This window comes from Thiothrix caldifontis (genome assembly GCF_900107695.1).
Taxonomy (GTDB): Bacteria; Pseudomonadota; Gammaproteobacteria; order Thiotrichales; family Thiotrichaceae; genus Thiothrix; species Thiothrix caldifontis.
This window is the reverse complement of sequence record NZ_FNQP01000012.1, coordinates 65,259-82,055: the sequence shown is the minus strand read 5'-3', so window position 1 is coordinate 82,055 and position 16,797 is coordinate 65,259. Positions and strand designations below refer to the sequence as shown.

17 protein-coding genes are annotated in these 16,797 nt (G+C 45.2%); all 17 read right to left on the bottom strand.

Annotated features, from left to right (window positions below; translation table 11 throughout):
- Positions 1 to 114: 114 nt before the first annotated feature.
- The 17 genes from BLV87_RS11415 to BLV87_RS11330 all read right to left on the bottom strand — a co-directional run bounded on the left by BLV87_RS11415 (position 115) and on the right by BLV87_RS11330 (position 16,792).
- On the bottom strand, positions 115 to 324 hold the full coding sequence (locus BLV87_RS11415) for a BrnA antitoxin family protein (RefSeq protein WP_093068813.1): 210 nt from the start codon (positions 322 to 324) through the stop codon (positions 115 to 117).
- 129 nt (positions 325 to 453) lie between these two features.
- Entirely contained in the window at positions 454 to 2,052 is a 1,599-nt protein-coding gene (locus tag BLV87_RS11410; RefSeq protein WP_093068811.1) for an AAA family ATPase, read from the bottom strand.
- Positions 2,053 to 2,312: 260 nt separating this feature from the next.
- Positions 2,313 to 3,455 carry a DUF1501 domain-containing protein gene (locus BLV87_RS11405; RefSeq protein WP_093068809.1) on the bottom strand — a complete coding sequence of 381 codons (1,143 nt, stop codon included), beginning with the start codon at positions 3,453 to 3,455 and terminating at the stop codon, positions 2,313 to 2,315.
- 1 nt (position 3,456) lies between these two features.
- Entirely contained in the window at positions 3,457 to 4,752 is a 1,296-nt protein-coding gene (locus BLV87_RS11400; RefSeq protein ID WP_093068808.1) for a DUF1800 domain-containing protein, read from the bottom strand.
- 108 nt (positions 4,753 to 4,860) lie between these two features.
- A complete protein-coding gene (locus BLV87_RS11395) occupies positions 4,861 to 5,439 on the bottom strand; it encodes a sugar transferase (protein ID WP_093068806.1) in 579 nt (192 codons plus the stop codon).
- Positions 5,440 to 5,516: 77 nt separating this feature from the next.
- Positions 5,517 to 6,107 carry an acetyltransferase gene (locus tag BLV87_RS11390; RefSeq protein ID WP_093068805.1) on the bottom strand — a complete coding sequence of 197 codons (591 nt, stop codon included), beginning with the start codon at positions 6,105 to 6,107 and terminating at the stop codon, positions 5,517 to 5,519.
- A gap of 35 nt (positions 6,108 to 6,142) precedes the next feature.
- Positions 6,143 to 6,379 carry a hypothetical protein gene (locus BLV87_RS19085; protein ID WP_139282170.1) on the bottom strand — a complete coding sequence of 79 codons (237 nt, stop codon included), beginning with the start codon at positions 6,377 to 6,379 and terminating at the stop codon, positions 6,143 to 6,145.
- 23 nt (positions 6,380 to 6,402) lie between these two features.
- A complete protein-coding gene (locus BLV87_RS11380; protein WP_093068801.1) occupies positions 6,403 to 6,606 on the bottom strand; it encodes a hypothetical protein in 204 nt (67 codons plus the stop codon).
- On the bottom strand, positions 6,590 to 7,045 hold the full coding sequence (locus tag BLV87_RS11375) for a PIN domain-containing protein (protein ID WP_093068800.1): 456 nt from the start codon (positions 7,043 to 7,045) through the stop codon (positions 6,590 to 6,592). Before BLV87_RS11375 ends, BLV87_RS11380 begins: the two co-directional genes overlap by 17 nt.
- A 76-nt stretch (positions 7,046 to 7,121) precedes the next feature.
- Positions 7,122 to 8,165, bottom strand: a complete 1,044-nt coding sequence (locus BLV87_RS11370; RefSeq protein WP_093068798.1) for a UDP-glucose 4-epimerase family protein — start codon at positions 8,163 to 8,165, stop codon at positions 7,122 to 7,124.
- Positions 8,162 to 9,394 (bottom strand): glycosyltransferase family 4 protein, encoded by a 1,233-nt coding sequence (locus BLV87_RS11365; RefSeq protein WP_093068797.1) that lies wholly within the window; start codon positions 9,392 to 9,394, stop codon positions 8,162 to 8,164. Before BLV87_RS11365 ends, BLV87_RS11370 begins: the two co-directional genes overlap by 4 nt.
- Before the next feature lies 1 nt (position 9,395).
- Positions 9,396 to 10,529: a non-hydrolyzing UDP-N-acetylglucosamine 2-epimerase gene (gene wecB, locus BLV87_RS11360; RefSeq protein ID WP_093068795.1), complete on the bottom strand. Its 1,134-nt coding sequence runs from the start codon at positions 10,527 to 10,529 to the stop codon at positions 9,396 to 9,398.
- A 1-nt stretch (position 10,530) separates the two neighbouring features.
- The gene (gene wbjC, locus BLV87_RS11355; RefSeq protein ID WP_093068794.1) at positions 10,531 to 11,643 is read right to left on the bottom strand and encodes a UDP-2-acetamido-2,6-beta-L-arabino-hexul-4-ose reductase; all 1,113 of its coding nucleotides are present in this window, start codon (positions 11,641 to 11,643) and stop codon (positions 10,531 to 10,533) included.
- Positions 11,644 to 11,648: 5 nt separating this feature from the next.
- The gene (locus BLV87_RS11350) at positions 11,649 to 12,680 is read right to left on the bottom strand and encodes a polysaccharide biosynthesis protein (RefSeq protein ID WP_093068792.1); all 1,032 of its coding nucleotides are present in this window, start codon (positions 12,678 to 12,680) and stop codon (positions 11,649 to 11,651) included.
- 16 nt (positions 12,681 to 12,696) lie between these two features.
- A complete protein-coding gene (locus BLV87_RS11345; protein WP_093068791.1) occupies positions 12,697 to 13,590 on the bottom strand; it encodes a glycosyltransferase family 2 protein in 894 nt (297 codons plus the stop codon).
- Positions 13,591 to 14,895: 1,305 nt separating this feature from the next.
- Positions 14,896 to 15,975, bottom strand: coding sequence for a glycosyltransferase (locus BLV87_RS11335; RefSeq protein ID WP_093068788.1), 1,080 nt, complete (start codon positions 15,973 to 15,975; stop codon positions 14,896 to 14,898).
- 7 nt (positions 15,976 to 15,982) lie between these two features.
- On the bottom strand, positions 15,983 to 16,792 hold the full coding sequence (locus BLV87_RS11330; RefSeq protein ID WP_093068786.1) for an FkbM family methyltransferase: 810 nt from the start codon (positions 16,790 to 16,792) through the stop codon (positions 15,983 to 15,985).
- Positions 16,793 to 16,797: the final 5 nt, after the last annotated feature.

The following is a 16,797-nucleotide window of genomic DNA, read 5'->3' as shown; positions in this document are numbered from 1 at the left end:
TGGGTCACTCCTTCGCTGCGGATGACTTTGAGCGCGGTCAGCCAGATGATTTTCAGGTCAAACCAGAAGGATTGGCGTTGCAGGTATTCGGCATCTAAGGCGACAGGCGGTTTTCTATGATAAATCCAGTTTACGGTGTTGGGTGACACAATCCCGCAAGTAGAGGTTAATGAGTGTTTGGTAGGGAATGCCGGTTTCTTCAGTCATGGCTTTGAAGTATTCCACGGTATCGTTATCCAAGCGGATGGTGACAGGTTGCTTTAAGTGTTTGATGTAGGGGTTGCGTTTCCCCTGCATAGTGGCGAAGTCGTAATGTTCTCTCATGGTCGGTTGCTCCAATAAGCTGCTTGTTCAGAAGCGTCGGCATGTCGGGCTGAGATAATGCGGATGACTGTCAAGTTTAGGTTTGCTTAGATTTCAGGTTGCCGCAGAGGCGTTGGGCGATGGCACACATCACATTCCCCAGATACCCAAGGTACGGCCTTGCCAGTGTTGTTCCCGTTGCCAGATTTTATCATCCCATGTTATTTCGGGGCGGCGGTCGAAAATGATCAGGTGGGCTTCGGTTGCGCCACATTGATCAGCGTAGCCTACGGTTTGTTCCAGCCCTTCGGCAACGGTGGCTTCCAGTGATTTGTAGAGGATTTTGAGTTCCAGCACGATGCGTTGAATTTCGCCGTAATAGCCTTTTTCTTCATCGACAGGCCATTCGATAAACAGGTCGGTGCGTTTTCTGCCCAAACCGTATTCGCGGTGGATGCGCCCACCGCCGTTGATAATCCGTTGCAGGAAGGCTTGCAGCAGCAGTTGTGGCCCGGCTTCTTTGTAGTCGAAGCGTTCGATCCAGCTTTGTGAGTTTTCGCGGAAAAATTGTTGGAATGCAGCGAGCAGCTTGGGCGTGTCGATGCGCCGCTGGGAGGTGAGGTACCAGGCTTGCTGTTGCATAATGCTGGTTTGTTCGACCCAAACCAGTTCGCGGGGGATGATCTCTTGATAGATGCGGTTACTGATGCGCATTTGGGGGCGGGCTTCGATTAGCCCTAGGTCGACAACGTATTCTTGATCATCGGCAGGAATACCGCTCAGGTTTTCATCGCCTGCTAATATTGCTGCGATCAGGCGGTGTACCCGTGGCTCGCGCAATTTGTCGGTTAATTGGTGCAGGTGAGTCGCACGTGATCGGATCAGACTGTCACGGGCGGCGCGGTAGCGTTCCAACGTAATGGGGGTGGTGCGGTCACGGGCTGTTTTGTCTTCCCACGTTAGCTCATTCCCCAGTGCATTGACTAGCCAAGGTTGCCCACGGGTGTCTTCCCAGAGTTCGGGGAAGATGTCGGGATCGAAAATTTGTCCGGTTTCGGTGGTATGTTGTTGGTAAAGTGTTTGTATTTCGGTTGGGTTGAAACTGCCCATTACCAAGGATTTGGCTTTGATGTTGAAAGCACTGCCGCCGGTAATGATTTCGTGGTGTGCGGTGTGGATGCGGTAGTCGCGCACATCACGCACGCCGCAGAGAATAGCCGTTTGGATGAAAGGAATGCCGGGGCGACCAATGTAGCCTTCGCGTAATTGGCGCAGGAGGGAAATGAGGGTGTCGCCGACGAGGGCATCCACTTCGTCGATCATTAGCACGATGGGTTTGGCATTTTCTCTTGCCCAACGGCTTAGCAGTTCTTTGAAGGTGGCATGTTCGCCTAGCACTGGCCACAGTTCTTGTTGCCAATGGCGCAGGCGGGTTTCTTGCAAGCGGGCTTCAGCACCATACACCAGACTGCCAAGGATGGCTTTCATGCCTGCCGCTACGTCATGACGGGCAGATTGTGCGGATTCCACGCCCATGTAAAGGGCAGTGTATTCGCCGGATTGGTTCAGTACGTCCGCCATTGCCAGCAGGGTGGTGGTTTTGCCGGTTTGGCGTGGGGCGTGGAGGACAAAGAATTTTTTTGCCTCGATGAGTGCGTGGATTTCTTCCCAATCAAGTCGGCTCATCGGGTCGATGCAGTAGTGATCTTCCGGGTGGACGGGGCCGGTGGTGTTGAAGTGTTTGGGCATGGTGGACTTCCCTGTGGATGGCAGGGGTTAGTATAGCAAATTAACGTTGGGCTTGCAGGTTGCCGCAGAGGCGTTAGGCTACCGTATCCATTGTTGTCAGCAGTAAGCTCAACTTCCTTTGAACGTAGTCGGCGATGAATTTCTTCCGTTGCCTTAGTGCGTCGATTTCTGATTTTGTCAGCCGTCTTGAAACCAATGAGGTACAGGGCTTCGTTGGTGGAGAGGGCAGGGATGCGGAACAGTAAATGTGAGCACTTTGCCTAAATAAATTTTAGCGTTTTGCTGGTATCTGATGGTTGTTGCCACCATTGAGTTTCTATCGTATTGTAAATATCCCGAAAGTCGGTGGTAAAAATAGGATCACCGCGTTGATCTAACTGATCAAGAGCTGGGTATGTGCCGTAAATGCCTCCTTTGACCACACCACCTAATACTAATTGTGGAGCTGCTGTGCCATGATCAGTGCCACCACTGGCATTTTCCTGCAAGCGTCGCCCAAATTCGGAGTAAGTCATGATCAGGGTGTTATCCCACTGATTGCTGGCTTTCAGGTTATCAACCAAAATCGTGAGACTCTCAGCCAATGTTTTGAGCAGATTGGCATGACGGGGCAGTTGGTTGGCATGGGTGTCAAACCCAGTCAACGATACTTTATAGGTGGGTATATTGAGTCCGGCACTCATCAAGCCATAAACCGATTCCAGACTTTTGCCGAAGCGGTGGGTCGGGAAGGCTATTGTTGGTACAGGTGCGGTGTTAATTTTGCTGAGAAAGCGCTGGGCGAGTGTATCGACGCTGTTTTGCACTTCCAATACGTGCTGTAAAGCGGGGTTGATAGCGCTCTCTGCTTTGATTCCTTCCAGCTTTTTACCCAAACGGGCAAATTGTTTGGGGTTGACTAAACCGATGGTGGAAAGATCGCTACTGTATAAGGGGCCAAGAGAACAATCGACAGCTACCCCTTTTAAACCTTCAGTGGTGAGCGTTTTCGCTACCCAGCCTGTGCTGACTTCGGTGTCTTCGGTGCTGGCGCTATCCCAAATATCTATTGCACGGAAATGGGAGCGTATGGGGTTAGCATAACCCACGCCTTGAATCCATGCCATGTTTTTGGCTTCCCACAATGGTTGTAAGGGGGTGAGAGCAGGGTGCATTCCGACTTTTTGATCGAGGGTGATGATTTCTTTTTCTGGGATAGCCAGCTTAGGGCGATGTTGGTAATACAACTCATCGGCATACGGAATCAGGGTGTTCAAGCCGTCGTTACCGCCTTTCAACTCGACCAGTATCAGGGTTTTGGTGGCTTGGGTGGCTGACTTGGGTGTTTCTGCCCATAACCGTGGGGCAAACAACCCACAGCCGACAAGCCCGCTTAACTGGAGAAAGGTTCTGCGATCCATCATGCTACCTCAATTGGTAAACGGGGTCTTTAAGCAAGGCTAGGAATTGCTCATCGGTTGTTTGTTTGGCGATACCTTGTTTGCTCGGAAAATAGGGCAAGAGCCATTCGGCAAGTTCACGCGATTGATTCAGTTTGCTCACCAAGCTGGTGGGTTGGAGCAACTTTTCTTCATACTCCGTAGCGATATTGTCGATAAAGTCGTGACGCAAAACCAGTGTGGTGTTATCCAGCCAAGTGTTGCCGCCGCGCCAGCCTTTGACATCAGGGGGTGAGAATAATTCTTGCCCTAATTGTTTGTTGATGCGGGCGAGTTTGGGATACGCGGAAAACTCATCCAGTTGCAGCTCACGTAATAGCCCAATGGTGAATTCAACGGGGGATTTTATTAGCGTGGCACGGTTTTCTTGCGCCCAAAAAACATCGCTTTGGATAACACGGGCAAGGAGTGCGGAGATTTGGTAGCCGCTTTCCCTGAAGGTTTGTCCCCATTCTGCGATAATGCCTTTGTGGGGGATGCCGGGGTTGATGAACTCGTGCCAGAATTTTTCGGCGATAAAGTCGGCGGTTCTGGGGGTGTCTAACAGGATGTTGATGATGTCGGCAGCACCAAAATTGCCTGTTTTGCCTAAGAAGGTTTTTTTGCCGGTGTCATGCAGCTTTTTTTGGAAAACGACTTCGTTCTCTTTGGGTAAAAAACGCCAACCTGTGAACGCACGAGCAGCCTGGATAATGTCTTGTTCGGTGTAATGCCCTTCGCCGAGCGTGAATAACTCCAGCAGTTCACGGGCGAAATTTTCATTGGGTTGCGCTGCTTTGCTCTTGTTGCCATCCAGATAGAGCAACATGGCGGGGTCTTTATGGATGGCGTGTAGTAACTTGCTAAAGTCACCAAAAGCGTGTTTGCGGAATAACTGGTTCTGACGGTACAGGAGTTGGGGCTGGCGTAATTTGCGTAGCTCAGAAGTGAAGTGATTGTGCCAAAACAACACCATGCGTTCGCGTTGCGGATGAGGGGTGAGGTGAAGCTGTTTCAGCCACCAAGCCACGAGGGTATTGGCATCCTTTCCGAGTAAACGAGTGCGTACTTGTTTCTGTTCTTTGGTTTCGGTGGGAAGTGCCTGTATCTCTTCCCATACCGTAATGTCTGGCATTTCTTGTATCTTAACGGGAACGTTGGCTTGAGCGACAGCTAATGCGGCTATATCCTTGCTGATGAGTGTGCTTGTATACGTGTAGTCAACACCTAAACGTAAACGTGCGCTGAAGTGGCGGGCATCGTATAGGCTGTTAATTTTCATTTTATAAAATGCCTTATTGGTTCCTTTTTATCGAGTTTAGCAGCTACTGGAGGTGTGATAACAAATAGATTTTCATGATCTATCTGGAGTAGAAGACTTTATAGGACTTTAGTGGGTCACTCCTTCGCTGCGGATGACTTTGAGCGCGGTCAGCCAGATGATTTTCAGGTCAAACCAGAAGGATTGGCGTTGCAGGTATTCGGCATCCAAGGCGACTTTTTGTGGAATGGGCAATTCATCACGCCCATTGATTTGCGCCCAACCTGTCAAACCGGGGGGGATGCGGTGAACGGATCGCTCGGTACGTAATGCGATCAAGTCATCTTGATTGAACAGCGCAGGACGTGGGCCGACAAAGCTCATGTCACCTTTGAGGATGCTCCACAGTTGTGGGATTTCATCAAGGCTGGTTTTACGCAGGAAACCACCGATCGGGGTCAGGCAAGCTTTGGGGTCTTTTAGCAGATGTGTGGCGATGGCGGGAGTGTCGGTACGCATACTGCGGAATTTGGGCATTTTGAAGATACGGTTGTTTTCACCTACGCGGTCAGACCAGTACAGAACAGGACCGGGTGAGGTTAAGCGGACTAGCAATGCCACGATTAGCCCCGGTATTAGCAACACAGCGGTAGCCAGCAGTGCTAATGCCAGATCGGATTGGCGTTTGAAGCTTGGATGTAAGTTCATGATGATTCCCCTGTTAAGCCCAGCAATAAACTGACTGTCATTATATAAGTTAGGTTAATTAATGGTTGTGATGGGTATCACATGGGAAGTGGAAATGTGCTGTTATCGGGTAAATCATGGGTGACGGTTGCACCCGCTGCGATGGTAACGTGATTGCCGATGGTGAGATAAGGCAGAATCACTGCACCTGCACCCACGAAGCACTGTGTGCCGAGGCGTACTCCGCCGCTGATGACGGCGCATTGGGCGATGTGGCAAAAGTCACCGATGACGCTATCGTGTTCGACCACGCTGTTGTGGTTGAGGATGCAGCCTGCACCGATAACGGCATCTGGGCCGGTGATGCTGCCAGCGGTGAGCAAACTGCCTGTGCCAATGGTTGTGCTTGGGTAGCAGGTGGCGCGAGGGTGAATGGCGGTTGCGGCGCTGATGCCGCGCTGTTGCCATGCGGTTTGCAAGGCGTGGCGGATGCGGTTATTGCCGATGGCGAAGTGGATGGTGTAGGGGGCTGAACTCTGTATGTCAGCAGGAGTGAGGATGGGCAAGCCGTAACGCTGTTCGTGAGTAGACTTATCATCCAAGAACGCGGTGATGGTTTTGCCCATGCTGATAAAGGTATGAAACACGACTTTGCCGTGCCCGCCTGCACCGTAGATGTAGAGTGTCATAGCGCGATGCAGATGACGCGGGGAATTAGGCTACCTTATCCATTGTTGTCAGCAGTAAGCTCAATTCCCTTTGAACGTAGTCGGCGATGAATTTCTTCCGTTGCCTTAGTGCGTCGATTTCTGATTTCGTCAGCCGTCTTGAAACCAATGAGATACTGGGCTTCGTTGGCAGTGAGGGCGTGGGGGCAGATGTGGAACAGGTTGATGATTTCATTAGGGTATCTCCGCTCAAGTTTGCCAATGATTGTTTTATCTGGTGCAAGGCGTTTCAAACGTCCTGCATTGACCAGTACTATTAGTTTTGGCTTAATCGACGCAGTTCACGGGCTTGTTCTGCGAGTGAATGAACCGTTTCGCCTTGCCATTGTTGCTGCCGCCATAGGGTATAATCAAACTTTTCGCGGTTCATTAAGGCGATAAAGCGTTCGGCGTTGACTTCACCGAGACCTTTCATCAGTAAGCGCATTCCTTCTGCGCGAATTTCATGATCCGTTTTCATCATCTGTTCCCCTGTATTCACTCAAAAACGCAATGGGGTCTAGGACTCGTATGCGTTGATCTTGTGTCATCTTGCGAAGAATGCCTTTGTCTGTGGTCAGGAAGTAAGTTGCTCCGGCACTGATCGCACATGCTAGATGGAGTGCATCCATTGACTTGATGCCAATGGTTTGTAGTGTATCAGCTAATGCTTCTACTTGTTCTGTTACAGACACATCGTGAGTGGCGAACATACGCCATTCGGCAATGGCTTTGGTGCGTTCCCTGTCTGGGTTTGCGGTGTTTTCCAGATCCAGGATGGCAGACCAAATTAGCGTAAATTGACCTGTTTTGATGTTTTCCTGCACAAATAGTTTGGCTTGGGTTTGCAGGTGGACGAGTAGCTGGGATTGGTCGTCAAAAGGGCGGTTGAAGCAACACATGTCGAGGTAAATCAGCATGGGCTATTCACTGTTAGGGGCTTTGTGTGCATGGTTGCCGCTTCCTTGTTTGGGTATTGCGTGAGTATAGCACATTTTAACGCTGGCTTTGCAGGTAGGCTTGGGCGGTTTGGCGTAGGGCTTCATCGACGCTGATGGGGGGGGTCCAGTCGAGCAGGTCGCGGGTTTTGCTGATGTCGACTTGCAGGTTGCCGCAGAGGCGTTGAGCGATGGCGCGTTTGCCCAATAGGGTTAGCGCGGTTTCCAGCCAGCTTTGGGGGATGGGGAGTAAGCGGGCGGGTTTGCCTAAGGCGCGGCTGAGGCGTTGCAGGAGTTCGGTGGTGGAAAGGTCTTCGCCGTCAGCGACGAGGAAGGTTTGGTTGGCGGCGGCGGGGTGGTCGATGCAGGTGGTGATCAGGTCGATGAGGTTGGGCAGGGCTACGAGGCTGCGTTGGTTGTGGATGTTGCCTAGGGGGAGGGGGATGCCTTTGTGTAGCCAGTGCATCATATTGTGGAAGTTGGCTTTTACGCCTGCGCCGTAGACTAGAGGGGGGCGGATGATGACGATTTCTAAGCCGGTTTGTTCGGCGATTTCACGCAAGCCTTGTTCGGCTTCTTGTTTGGATTGTCCGTAGGGGTCTAAATCATTTGAAGAAACCCCTCCCAGCCTCCCCTTATCAGGGGAGGAGTTAAGAGGTGGAACTGTTTCTTGTTCCTCCCCTGATAAGGGGAGGTTAGGAGGGGTTTCTTCTGCCGTGAAGGGTTGCCCCGGTGCGGTGCTTTCGCCGTTGACTTTAATGGAGCTGAGGTAGATGAGGCGGCGTACTCCGGCGGTGGCGGCTTGTTGGGCTAGGTTGAGGGTGGCGGCGGTGTTGGTGCGGCGGAATTCGGTTAAGGGGTCTGTGGCGGTGTCGTGCATGACGTGGACACGGGCGGCGAGGTGGATGATGGTATCCACGTTATTGAGGGCGGGTGTCCAGTCGGTGTCGGGGTGTAGGTCGCCTATGGGTATTTGTTGGATGTTGGGGGGGAGGCTATCGGTGACGCGGCGTACTGCGGCGGTGAGGGTGTGGCCTTGTTGGTGTAGGTGTTGGATGAGTGCAGAGCCGACGAAGCCGGTAGCACCTGTGATAAGAATCATGCGTTTTTCTCATTCAAGGTTGTGTTGGTTAGCCATTCTTCCAGTTGACTAATAAGCCGCTCACGGTTAAATGTCGTCTCATTCAGTATCTTTCCATTGTTACCCATGCGTTGACGTTCATCGAGTGGCATGAGAGAAAGTTTTAGCACTATCTCAGCTAGTTGTTGGGAGTTACCCGCTGGACACGTCAAGCCAGACTGTGCTTTTTCAATGATGTTTGCACCTTCTCCATTCAGCATGGCGATGATTGGAATGCCCGTAGCTAAATAGGTTTGTACTTTCCCCGGTATGGTCATGCTAAAAATAGGGGTATCTTTCAGACTCACCAATAATGCATCGGCATGTTTGAAAAAAGATGGCATTCTCTCAAGTGGGTGACGACCTAGCATGACAACCTTGTTTTCTAGACCACGTTTAATGATTTCACTAGTTACCCATTCAGCTTGTCTACCATCGCCAACAATGAGCCAACGGATAGAGTCGTGATGTTTCAAGTGTTCTGCGGCTGCCAAAATAGCAGGGAAGTCTTGTGCCTCTCCGATATTGCCAGCGAAGACAATATTGAATTTATTGTTATCTGCGATGACTTCGGGAGCGGCTGGTGCATCTTCTAAATCAGGAAGTGTTTCTGACCAGCTTGGATAGTATTCAATATGACTCTTTGTGCCTGCATATTGTCTGATTTGTGTAATGAAACTTTGGGATTGTGCAAGGATAAGGTCAGTGCGGTTGTAAATGAATGTAACGAGTTTACCTATCCATTTGAGTAAAATCTTTGAGCGAACTACGCCAATTGCCTCCAATGTTTCTGGCCATAGGTCTAAAATCCAGAAAGTGAATGGTATTTTTTTTTGTTTACGTAAAGCGATAGCAGGTAATGCGACGGTAATAGGTGAGGGTTCAAAGGAAAAAATAGCATCAAAGTTTTTCTTGCGTAGCTTCCATGATCCAATAAGCGTGGCATTTAAGGCGAATGAAAAGTAATTGAGTATTAAACGCCATCCACCTTTTCCACGGGGAAATAGTGGAACTCTAATGACTTCAGCCCCATGATAAGTAGAGAATTTTTCCTGATTATCAAGGAATTCTTTGAAAATGATACCATCTGGATAATTGGGTTTGCCTGTTAATACGGTTATTTCATGACCGCGATGTATGAGTTCAGTCACCAAATCATTAATTCTGAAGTTTTCAGGCCAGAAATACTGGGCGACGATTAATAGTCGCATATTAATATTTTTTCCAAACAATACGATTTACATAATCCGTATAGCTATGAATAATCCGCACCACTTTCTCGGCAACGTTCGGCATACTGTAATCATCCACAGGGCGCAGTGTGCGTTCAGTATTGCCTCTTGCTTGTGATTCCAGCACGAACAAAGCTTGCATCACCCGTTCTGTCTCTAAGCCCACCATCATAACCGAGGCTTCTTCCATCCCTTCAGGGCGTTCGTGGGCTTCGCGGATATTGAGGGCAGGGAAGTTTAAAATGGAGGATTCTTCCGTAATCGTTCCACTGTCAGACAACACCGCTTTGGCAGTCATTTGCAGCTTGTTGTAATCCTTAAAGCCTAAAGGTTTCAGGAGGCGCACTAATGGGTGGAAGCTGATATTCATCGCATCAACACGCTTTTGGGTGCGTGGGTGAGTCGAGACAATCACCGGATAAGCGTAATGTTCTGCCACGGTATTGAGGACGTTGACCAACTTCAGGAAGTTTTTGTCAGAGTCGATGTTTTCTTCACGGTGCGCACTGACTACGAAAAATTGACCTTCGCTCAGTTCCAAGCGGCTGAGTACTTCAGAGGCATCAATGCCTGCTCGGTAGTGGTTTAGCACTTCAAACATTGGGCTGCCGGTTTTAATCACCATATCGGGTGGCAAGCCTTCGCGTAACAGGTATTCACGCGCAATGCTGCTGTAGGTGAGGTTGATGTCAGCGGTGTGGTCGACGATACGGCGGTTGATTTCTTCGGGGACGCGCTGATCAAAGCAGCGATTGCCTGCTTCCATGTGGAATACGGGGATTTTGCGGCGTTTGGCGGGAATCACTGCCATGCAGCTATTGGTGTCGCCCAGCACCAGCATCGCGTCCGGTTTGACTTCAGCGAGTGCTTGATCTACGCCGATAATGACTTTACCGATGGTTTCCGCACCGGATGCGCCAGCGGCTTGCAGGAAGTAATCGGGCTTGCGTACTTCCAGATCATCAAAGAATATCTGGTTGAGTTCGTAATCGTAGTTTTGCCCAGTATGCACCAAGACGTGATCACAGTATTGGTCGAGTTTTGCCATGACCCGTGACAGGCGGATGATTTCCGGGCGAGTGCCGACCACGGTCATTACTTTTAGCTTTTTCATATCAAACCTGATGTGCGTAAGTATCGGGGTGTTCGCGGTCAAAGATTTCGTTTGCCCACAGCATGACCACCATTTCGTCTGTACCGATATTGGTTATATCGTGCGCCCAGCCGGGGATGGTTTCGACAATTTGCGGGTTGTCACCGTCGGTTTCTAGCGAGAAGGTTTCATCGGTGAGGATGTGCCGAAAACCAAAGCGGGCTTTGCCTTTAATCACCAGAAACTTTTCGGTTTTGGTGTGGTGATAGTGTCCGCCACGGGTAATTCCGGGGTGGGCGGTGAAAAAGGAGAATTGCCCCGCATCTGGGGTTTTGAGCATTTCCACGAAAACACCGCGTTGATCACCGTATTTCGGGACGCTGTAAGCAAAGTCTGTTGTCGGTAAATAGCTGACATAGGTGGAATATAACGCCCGTAGTAACCCTGTGCCGACTTTGGGGGTGATCAGCGTGTTGCGGCTGTTGCGGAAGCCTTCGATTTGTTGAGCGAGTTCGCCTACCGTGGTTTGGTATTCGGGGGTAACGGCGCGGAAAGTGTGTTGTTCTATGGCTGGTTTATGTTGCAGCACTTGAATGAAATCATGGATCACATCATCGACATGCACCAGTGTCAGTGGCGCGTTGGGATTATTGATGGTAATTGCTAAGCCGTTGGCGATGTTATGGCAGAAGGTCGCTACCGCTGAGTTGTAGTTAGGTTTGCACCATTTGCCGAAGACATTAGGCAAGCGATAGATGTAAACGTTTGCACCCGTTTGTTCGGCATAATGCCGTAAAGCATCTTCGGCTGCGCGTTTGCTGCTGCCATAAGGGTTGTCTAGGGCAGCTTGGGTGGAGGATGCAAATAATACGGGAATCTTGCGCTGGGTGTCGGTGAGAATCCGGCTCAAAGTGGTGGTTAACCCGGTATTGCCTGTGACAAATTCTTCCGGTGATAGCGGACGGTTGATACCTGCCAAATGGATAATCGCATCGGCGGCGGCAATCAGTTCAGGGAGTACCTGTTCGGTGTTTTGCCGCGAAAAACGTAGGGCTTCTATATCTGCCATTTCCGCAAAGCGGGCTAACAGGTTTTTGCCGATAAACCCGTCTGCGCCAGTGACTAAGACTTTCACGGTGTTTATTCCTCTGGCTGGACGTATTCGCCGCGTTCTAAGGCTTTAACAAAGGTCAGTTTGCGTAGCAGGGTTTTCATGCCTTCTACATCCAGACGGGTGGTGTTGTGGGAGTTGTAGTCTTCGATGGTGGCAATGCGGGATTCGCCTTCTTCCACAAATTTGCTGTAGTTGAGGTCACGCAAATCGGGGGGGATGCGGTAGTAGTCGCCCATGTCTTCGGCGGCGAGCATCTCTTCACGGCTGAGCAGGGCTTCATACAGTTTTTCACCGTGACGTGTGCCGATCATGCGGACTTCATGGTTGGGCTTGTCCATGATGCCTAGGAGTGCTTGAGCGAGAACTTCAATGGTGGCGGCGGGGGCTTTTTGGACGAAAATGTCGCCGTTTTGCCCGTGTTCAAAGGCATATAGCACTAAGTCCACCGCATCTTCCAAGGTCATCATGAAGCGGGTCATGTTGGGGTCGGTGATGGTGATGGGTTTGCCAGCAAGGATTTGATCGACGAACAGTGGGATGACTGAGCCACGGGAAGCCATGACGTTGCCGTAGCGGGTGCTACAGATCGTGGTTTGTGTGCCTTTCAGGTTGCGTGATTTCGCCACGATGACTTTTTCCATCATCGCTTTAGAGATGCCCATGGCGTTGATGGGGTAAACCGCTTTATCAGTGCTGAGGCAGACTACCCGTTTTACCTGATTTTGAATGGCGGCTTCCAAGACATTTTCAGTGCCCATAACGTTGGTTTTGACGGCTTCTATGGGGTGAAATTCGCAAGAGGGGACTTGTTTTAGTGCAGCGGCGTGGAAGATGTAGTCGACTCCACGGCTGGCATTCAGAATGCTTTGATAGTCGCGTACATCACCGATGTAGAATTTCAGTTTGGAATTAGAATACTTCTTCCGCATGTCATCCTGTTTTTTCTCGTCACGGCTGAAAATGCGGATTTCGGCGATGTCGGTTTGCAGGAAGCGGCGGAGGACGGCGTTGCCGAAAGAGCCGGTACCGCCTGTGATTAGAAGTTTTTTGTTTTTCATTCAATTCCTACCATTTTTAAGGTGAGTATATTTTATTCTTTATCCATTCAGAAGCGCTAACTCCTTCAATGGACGATTTTTTTTCGGCTTCGAGTAATACGCAGTCTACAAAAACTCTATACCAATAAGCCTGTAAAAAGTTCCATACAAAACCCTCTCTACCATCTAAAAATCCAAGTCTAAAAATATATCTCCAAAGAAAATATATACTTGGTCTAATGAATAAAGGGAATTTAAGATATATGTTTTTTATAAATCTTTTTCTTTCCGCTTGAGAGCCAGTAATTTTTGAGGTTATGTTTTCTTTCTTCTCTAGCTCTTCTTTTAAGGAAATATCTAAAGCTTCACGTAATGCATATTTAATGTGTTTGTTAGACCACCAATCTAGCGTATTCAGGTTTTCGTCAACTAAATCATATTCAAAATCATGAAATTTTCCACCAGACAATACTAAGTGTTCATCCATATTTCTAGATTCAATTTTCCCATAGCCTGTTTTCCATATTCTGGGAAGATAGGTAGGATAGATTCCACCATGCTTCATCCATTTTCCTAAGAAATACACTCTCCTTTTAATATTTATTGCTGCGATATTAGGTTCTAGTAACGGAATTTTTATTTTTATTTCATCTTTGAGTTGCTCGGTGAGATATTCATCAGCATCTAACCTGAAAATCCAATCTGTATTTATTTGCGTATTTTCAAGTGCCCAGTTGAACTGATTTGCATAGTTAAACCATTTGTTTTGATATATGTCAACTCCATGGTTTTTAGCTATTTCTATGGTTTTATCACAAGAATAAGAATCAATTACAATAATTCTCTGGGCAATGCTCTTTACTGAAGCGATACAGCGACTAAGGTGCTGTTCTTCATTATATGTTAGTATAATTACAGAAATTGTACTCATGTTTTAAATCCTTATGCTTATTTGGATATTCTGTATCTTTTTTAACCGTTTGAAGTCGTTCATAAACTTTGATTTTTTTGGATCTTAGATCACACTTTGTACAACGATTAAACTGAGAAGACAATCGTCATAGAATAAACGTAAATTGTATTAATTAGTACTGTTTTTTAAAGAACCTAACTTAAGACAATGATTTATTATGAATCTTTCTTGTATTTTTAGGCATTGTGCTAATAACCAATGCAATACCGGACATTAAATATATGTTGTTAAAAGCAGATACGGATATGCCATTGATTAATATAATTAAAAATCCGACTAACTGAAATTTTTTTGGGGCGTATCTGATAAGATAAAAGTATATTAAAAGCTGTGAAATTAAACCAAACATGCCATGATCATAAACTACGCGAAGCCAATAAGAGTGAAATACTACTGAATAACAATTTCCAGTAGAGCTTCTGAGTGTTTCGGAGTAAAGTAGTAGTTTACAGTTATAGTCACTTAATGCTGTTATGGGGTATGAACCAAATATAAAATTATCAAAAGTCCACGTGTCAATTTCATCCATAAAGTATTTTAAAAACATAAATCTATCTAATTCTTCTATATTAAGTCCCCCGCTTCTTGAGAGAAACATTATGAAGGCAGCTACAGAAAATGCAGATATAAAAAATAGTTTTATTAATATTTTCCGATTTGGCTTAATGTATGTAATAACTAATAACACAAAAAGACTTAATATTGCGGAACGAGAACCGGAAATCAATATTATTAAAATAATGTACGTTAAATGTTGTGGACTTATCTGATTGTTTATTCTTATATAGTTCGCTAATAAAATTAGTAAAAAACCCAACTCTAAATTGTTTTCAGTAAAAATTGCAGGGCGTGGCAGGATTGCTAAGTCTTGAAAGTTGAATAAAAAATACGTAGTATATTTAATCAAGAAGGCGTAACATATTATATGAAATAGCTTATTGTAACTCTCTGAGGATATACTGTCGGTTCTTAAAAAAAGGAGTAAGATGAAATAAAAAAAAGATTTATAAATAACTATAAAATCGGATAAGTTTTTATTCTCTATTGGGTCAGCTAGTATCCAACCAATTAATAAGTACGTCAAAAATATAGATGCAAAAAAAATATTTTTATTTTTAAGTGATGCTTTCGATATGCAGTACAATATAAGCCATACTTCAAATAATAAGTTGGCATTGAAGACATTGTATTTGCTTATGGTAAAAAACGCACCAAGTATGGCTATAAAAATTAGGAAGAAAGTTTTTTCTTTAAAATTAATGATCATAGTGGCAATAAGTTTTTAACTTTATTCCTATAGTCTACGACTTTTTCAGCATAAGACCTTATATCAGTATTAAGAGCGTTGTTCGATATGGTTAAATAAAAATCGTAAATGTTTTTTATGTTTATCGGTTCATCATTGCTGGGAGCATGGTAAATAAATTTTTGATCAGGGAAATCGATATCCATTACTTCACTCATAACCATTGGTATACCTCTAGCGGCATACTCCCTATTCTTTAGCTCAGATGTTTGAATCAAGTTTTTTCTATGTAAACCAAGAGAGGAAAATGCTATGTGAGAATTATCAAAATAAATATCTAAATCACTATCGCTTATTGGATCGATGAAAAATATATAGTCTGTTAGTTGGTTATCTTGTACAAGTTTCTTCAGATGTGGAAGCTCTACGCCAGTTCCTATAATATATAATCTAACCGTAGGGTTGAACTTGTTACATACATGATTTCTAATGCCAAAAATTACTCGATCTAACCCATGCCACTTTTCAATTGAGGAGACACTTACCATTGTAAATATTTTCTGATCAATGTTGCTTTTTTTTATATTTATTGTTTTACAATTTATACCATTGCTTATTTTTTGCATCTTGTTTTTTACAAAAGTTATGTAATAGTTTTCTGTTTCGTCGGCATAATAAACTATTTTATTAGCAGGTAATAATGAAATGGGAAATGATATATTAATCAATGTTTTTTTTAAATTCTTCTTGATTTCTGAATCATTAGATATTTTTACTTCATTATATATGCTGGATATAGGGGTTGGTATCTCTAATGTAATGAAGTTTCCTTTTAATCTGTTAATAATCATAGGTAAGATGAGAATAAGCATAGAAAAAGCTGTCATTCTTATTATTAAAGTAGAGCTTTTGTTTTTTATTATATTTAAAGCTAAATTTAAGTGTCCTCTGATTCCAGGCTCACTAGCAACTTTCACGTCAACAATGTGACCATTCTCTTTTAAAGCAGATGCTATATCTCGGATTTTTTTACTAACACCATTATGTGGAATATTGCCAACTTTTGCATATATTGATATTGTCGAGTTTACAATCATATTTTTCTCATTTTAACAAAGTGTTTTTAATATAAATATCATCTGCTGTCCAGATTCTAGCGTAAAAACTGTATCCTTTCTTAGAAAGATAGTTTCTAAGGTTTTTTGAACCATAAAAAGGATTTGTGTTTTCTAATATTATGATATTTATATCAAAAAAATTAAAATCTATTCCATTCAATACATCCTGCTCAGAACCCTCTACATCTATAGACATAATATCAAAGGCTTTATCTTTAATATTGTGAGATTCCAAGCAATTACGTAAGTTTTGTTTTTTTACTTTTACTACTTTTGACTTCATTACTTTGTCATGATTACGCTCATATTTTTTGAACGTACTCAGTGCATTTTCCCAGCCTAAATCGCCTTCATAAATTGTAAAGTCCTCTTCTCCCTCTTCACATGAAATGGCGGCATTAATAAACTTGGTAAGAGGTCTGTTTTCATCCCAGCTTTCTTTAAATTTTTCTATTGGATCTATTGCAATTATCCTCCAACCTTGTTTTTCAAAATAATATGAGTTACTTAATTTTATAGGGTGATTGCAACCAATATCCAAGAATGTAGCTTGCTCTTTTTTTATGTTTAAATTACTAAATATTTTCTCTACAAAATAATCTTGACCAAATTGTGATTTGTAAAAAGTGAGGTCAGTATTCACTTCTTTTTTTTGAAGGCGATATATCTTTATTTTTTTATGGTTTATTTTTATTATTATGTTTTGCAGTAAAAACTTTAGTTCATGATAGAAATAAGAAGTGATTTTAAATGTATGGCTGTTTCTGGGAAATATTTTTAAAAAAGTTAATTTCATGATTT

Excerpts from the sequence above, each read along its gene's own strand:
- BLV87_RS11415 (WP_093068813.1), bottom strand. The coding sequence starts at position 324 with ATGAGAGAACATTACGACTTCGCCACTATGCAGGGGAAACGCAACCCC.
- BLV87_RS11410 (WP_093068811.1), bottom strand. The coding sequence starts at position 2,052 with ATGCCCAAACACTTCAACACCACCGGCCCCGTCCACCCGGAAGATCAC.
- BLV87_RS11405 (WP_093068809.1), bottom strand. The coding sequence starts at position 3,455 with ATGATGGATCGCAGAACCTTTCTCCAGTTAAGCGGGCTTGTCGGCTGT.
- BLV87_RS11400 (WP_093068808.1), bottom strand. The coding sequence starts at position 4,752 with ATGAAAATTAACAGCCTATACGATGCCCGCCACTTCAGCGCACGTTTA.
- BLV87_RS11395 (WP_093068806.1), bottom strand. The coding sequence starts at position 5,439 with ATGAACTTACATCCAAGCTTCAAACGCCAATCCGATCTGGCATTAGCA.
- BLV87_RS11390 (WP_093068805.1), bottom strand. The coding sequence starts at position 6,107 with ATGACACTCTACATCTACGGTGCAGGCGGGCACGGCAAAGTCGTGTTT.
- BLV87_RS11380 (WP_093068801.1), bottom strand. The coding sequence starts at position 6,606 with ATGAAAACGGATCATGAAATTCGCGCAGAAGGAATGCGCTTACTGATG.
- BLV87_RS11375 (WP_093068800.1), bottom strand. The coding sequence starts at position 7,045 with ATGCTGATTTACCTCGACATGTGTTGCTTCAACCGCCCTTTTGACGAC.
- BLV87_RS11370 (WP_093068798.1), bottom strand. The coding sequence starts at position 8,165 with ATGATTCTTATCACAGGTGCTACCGGCTTCGTCGGCTCTGCACTCATC.
- BLV87_RS11365 (WP_093068797.1), bottom strand. The coding sequence starts at position 9,394 with ATGCGACTATTAATCGTCGCCCAGTATTTCTGGCCTGAAAACTTCAGA.
- wecB (WP_093068795.1), bottom strand. The coding sequence starts at position 10,529 with ATGAAAAAGCTAAAAGTAATGACCGTGGTCGGCACTCGCCCGGAAATC.
- BLV87_RS11350 (WP_093068792.1), bottom strand. The coding sequence starts at position 12,680 with ATGAAAAACAAAAAACTTCTAATCACAGGCGGTACCGGCTCTTTCGGC.
- BLV87_RS11345 (WP_093068791.1), bottom strand. The coding sequence starts at position 13,590 with ATGAGTACAATTTCTGTAATTATACTAACATATAATGAAGAACAGCAC.
- BLV87_RS11335 (WP_093068788.1), bottom strand. The coding sequence starts at position 15,975 with ATGATTGTAAACTCGACAATATCAATATATGCAAAAGTTGGCAATATT.
- BLV87_RS11330 (WP_093068786.1), bottom strand. The coding sequence starts at position 16,792 with ATGAAATTAACTTTTTTAAAAATATTTCCCAGAAACAGCCATACATTT.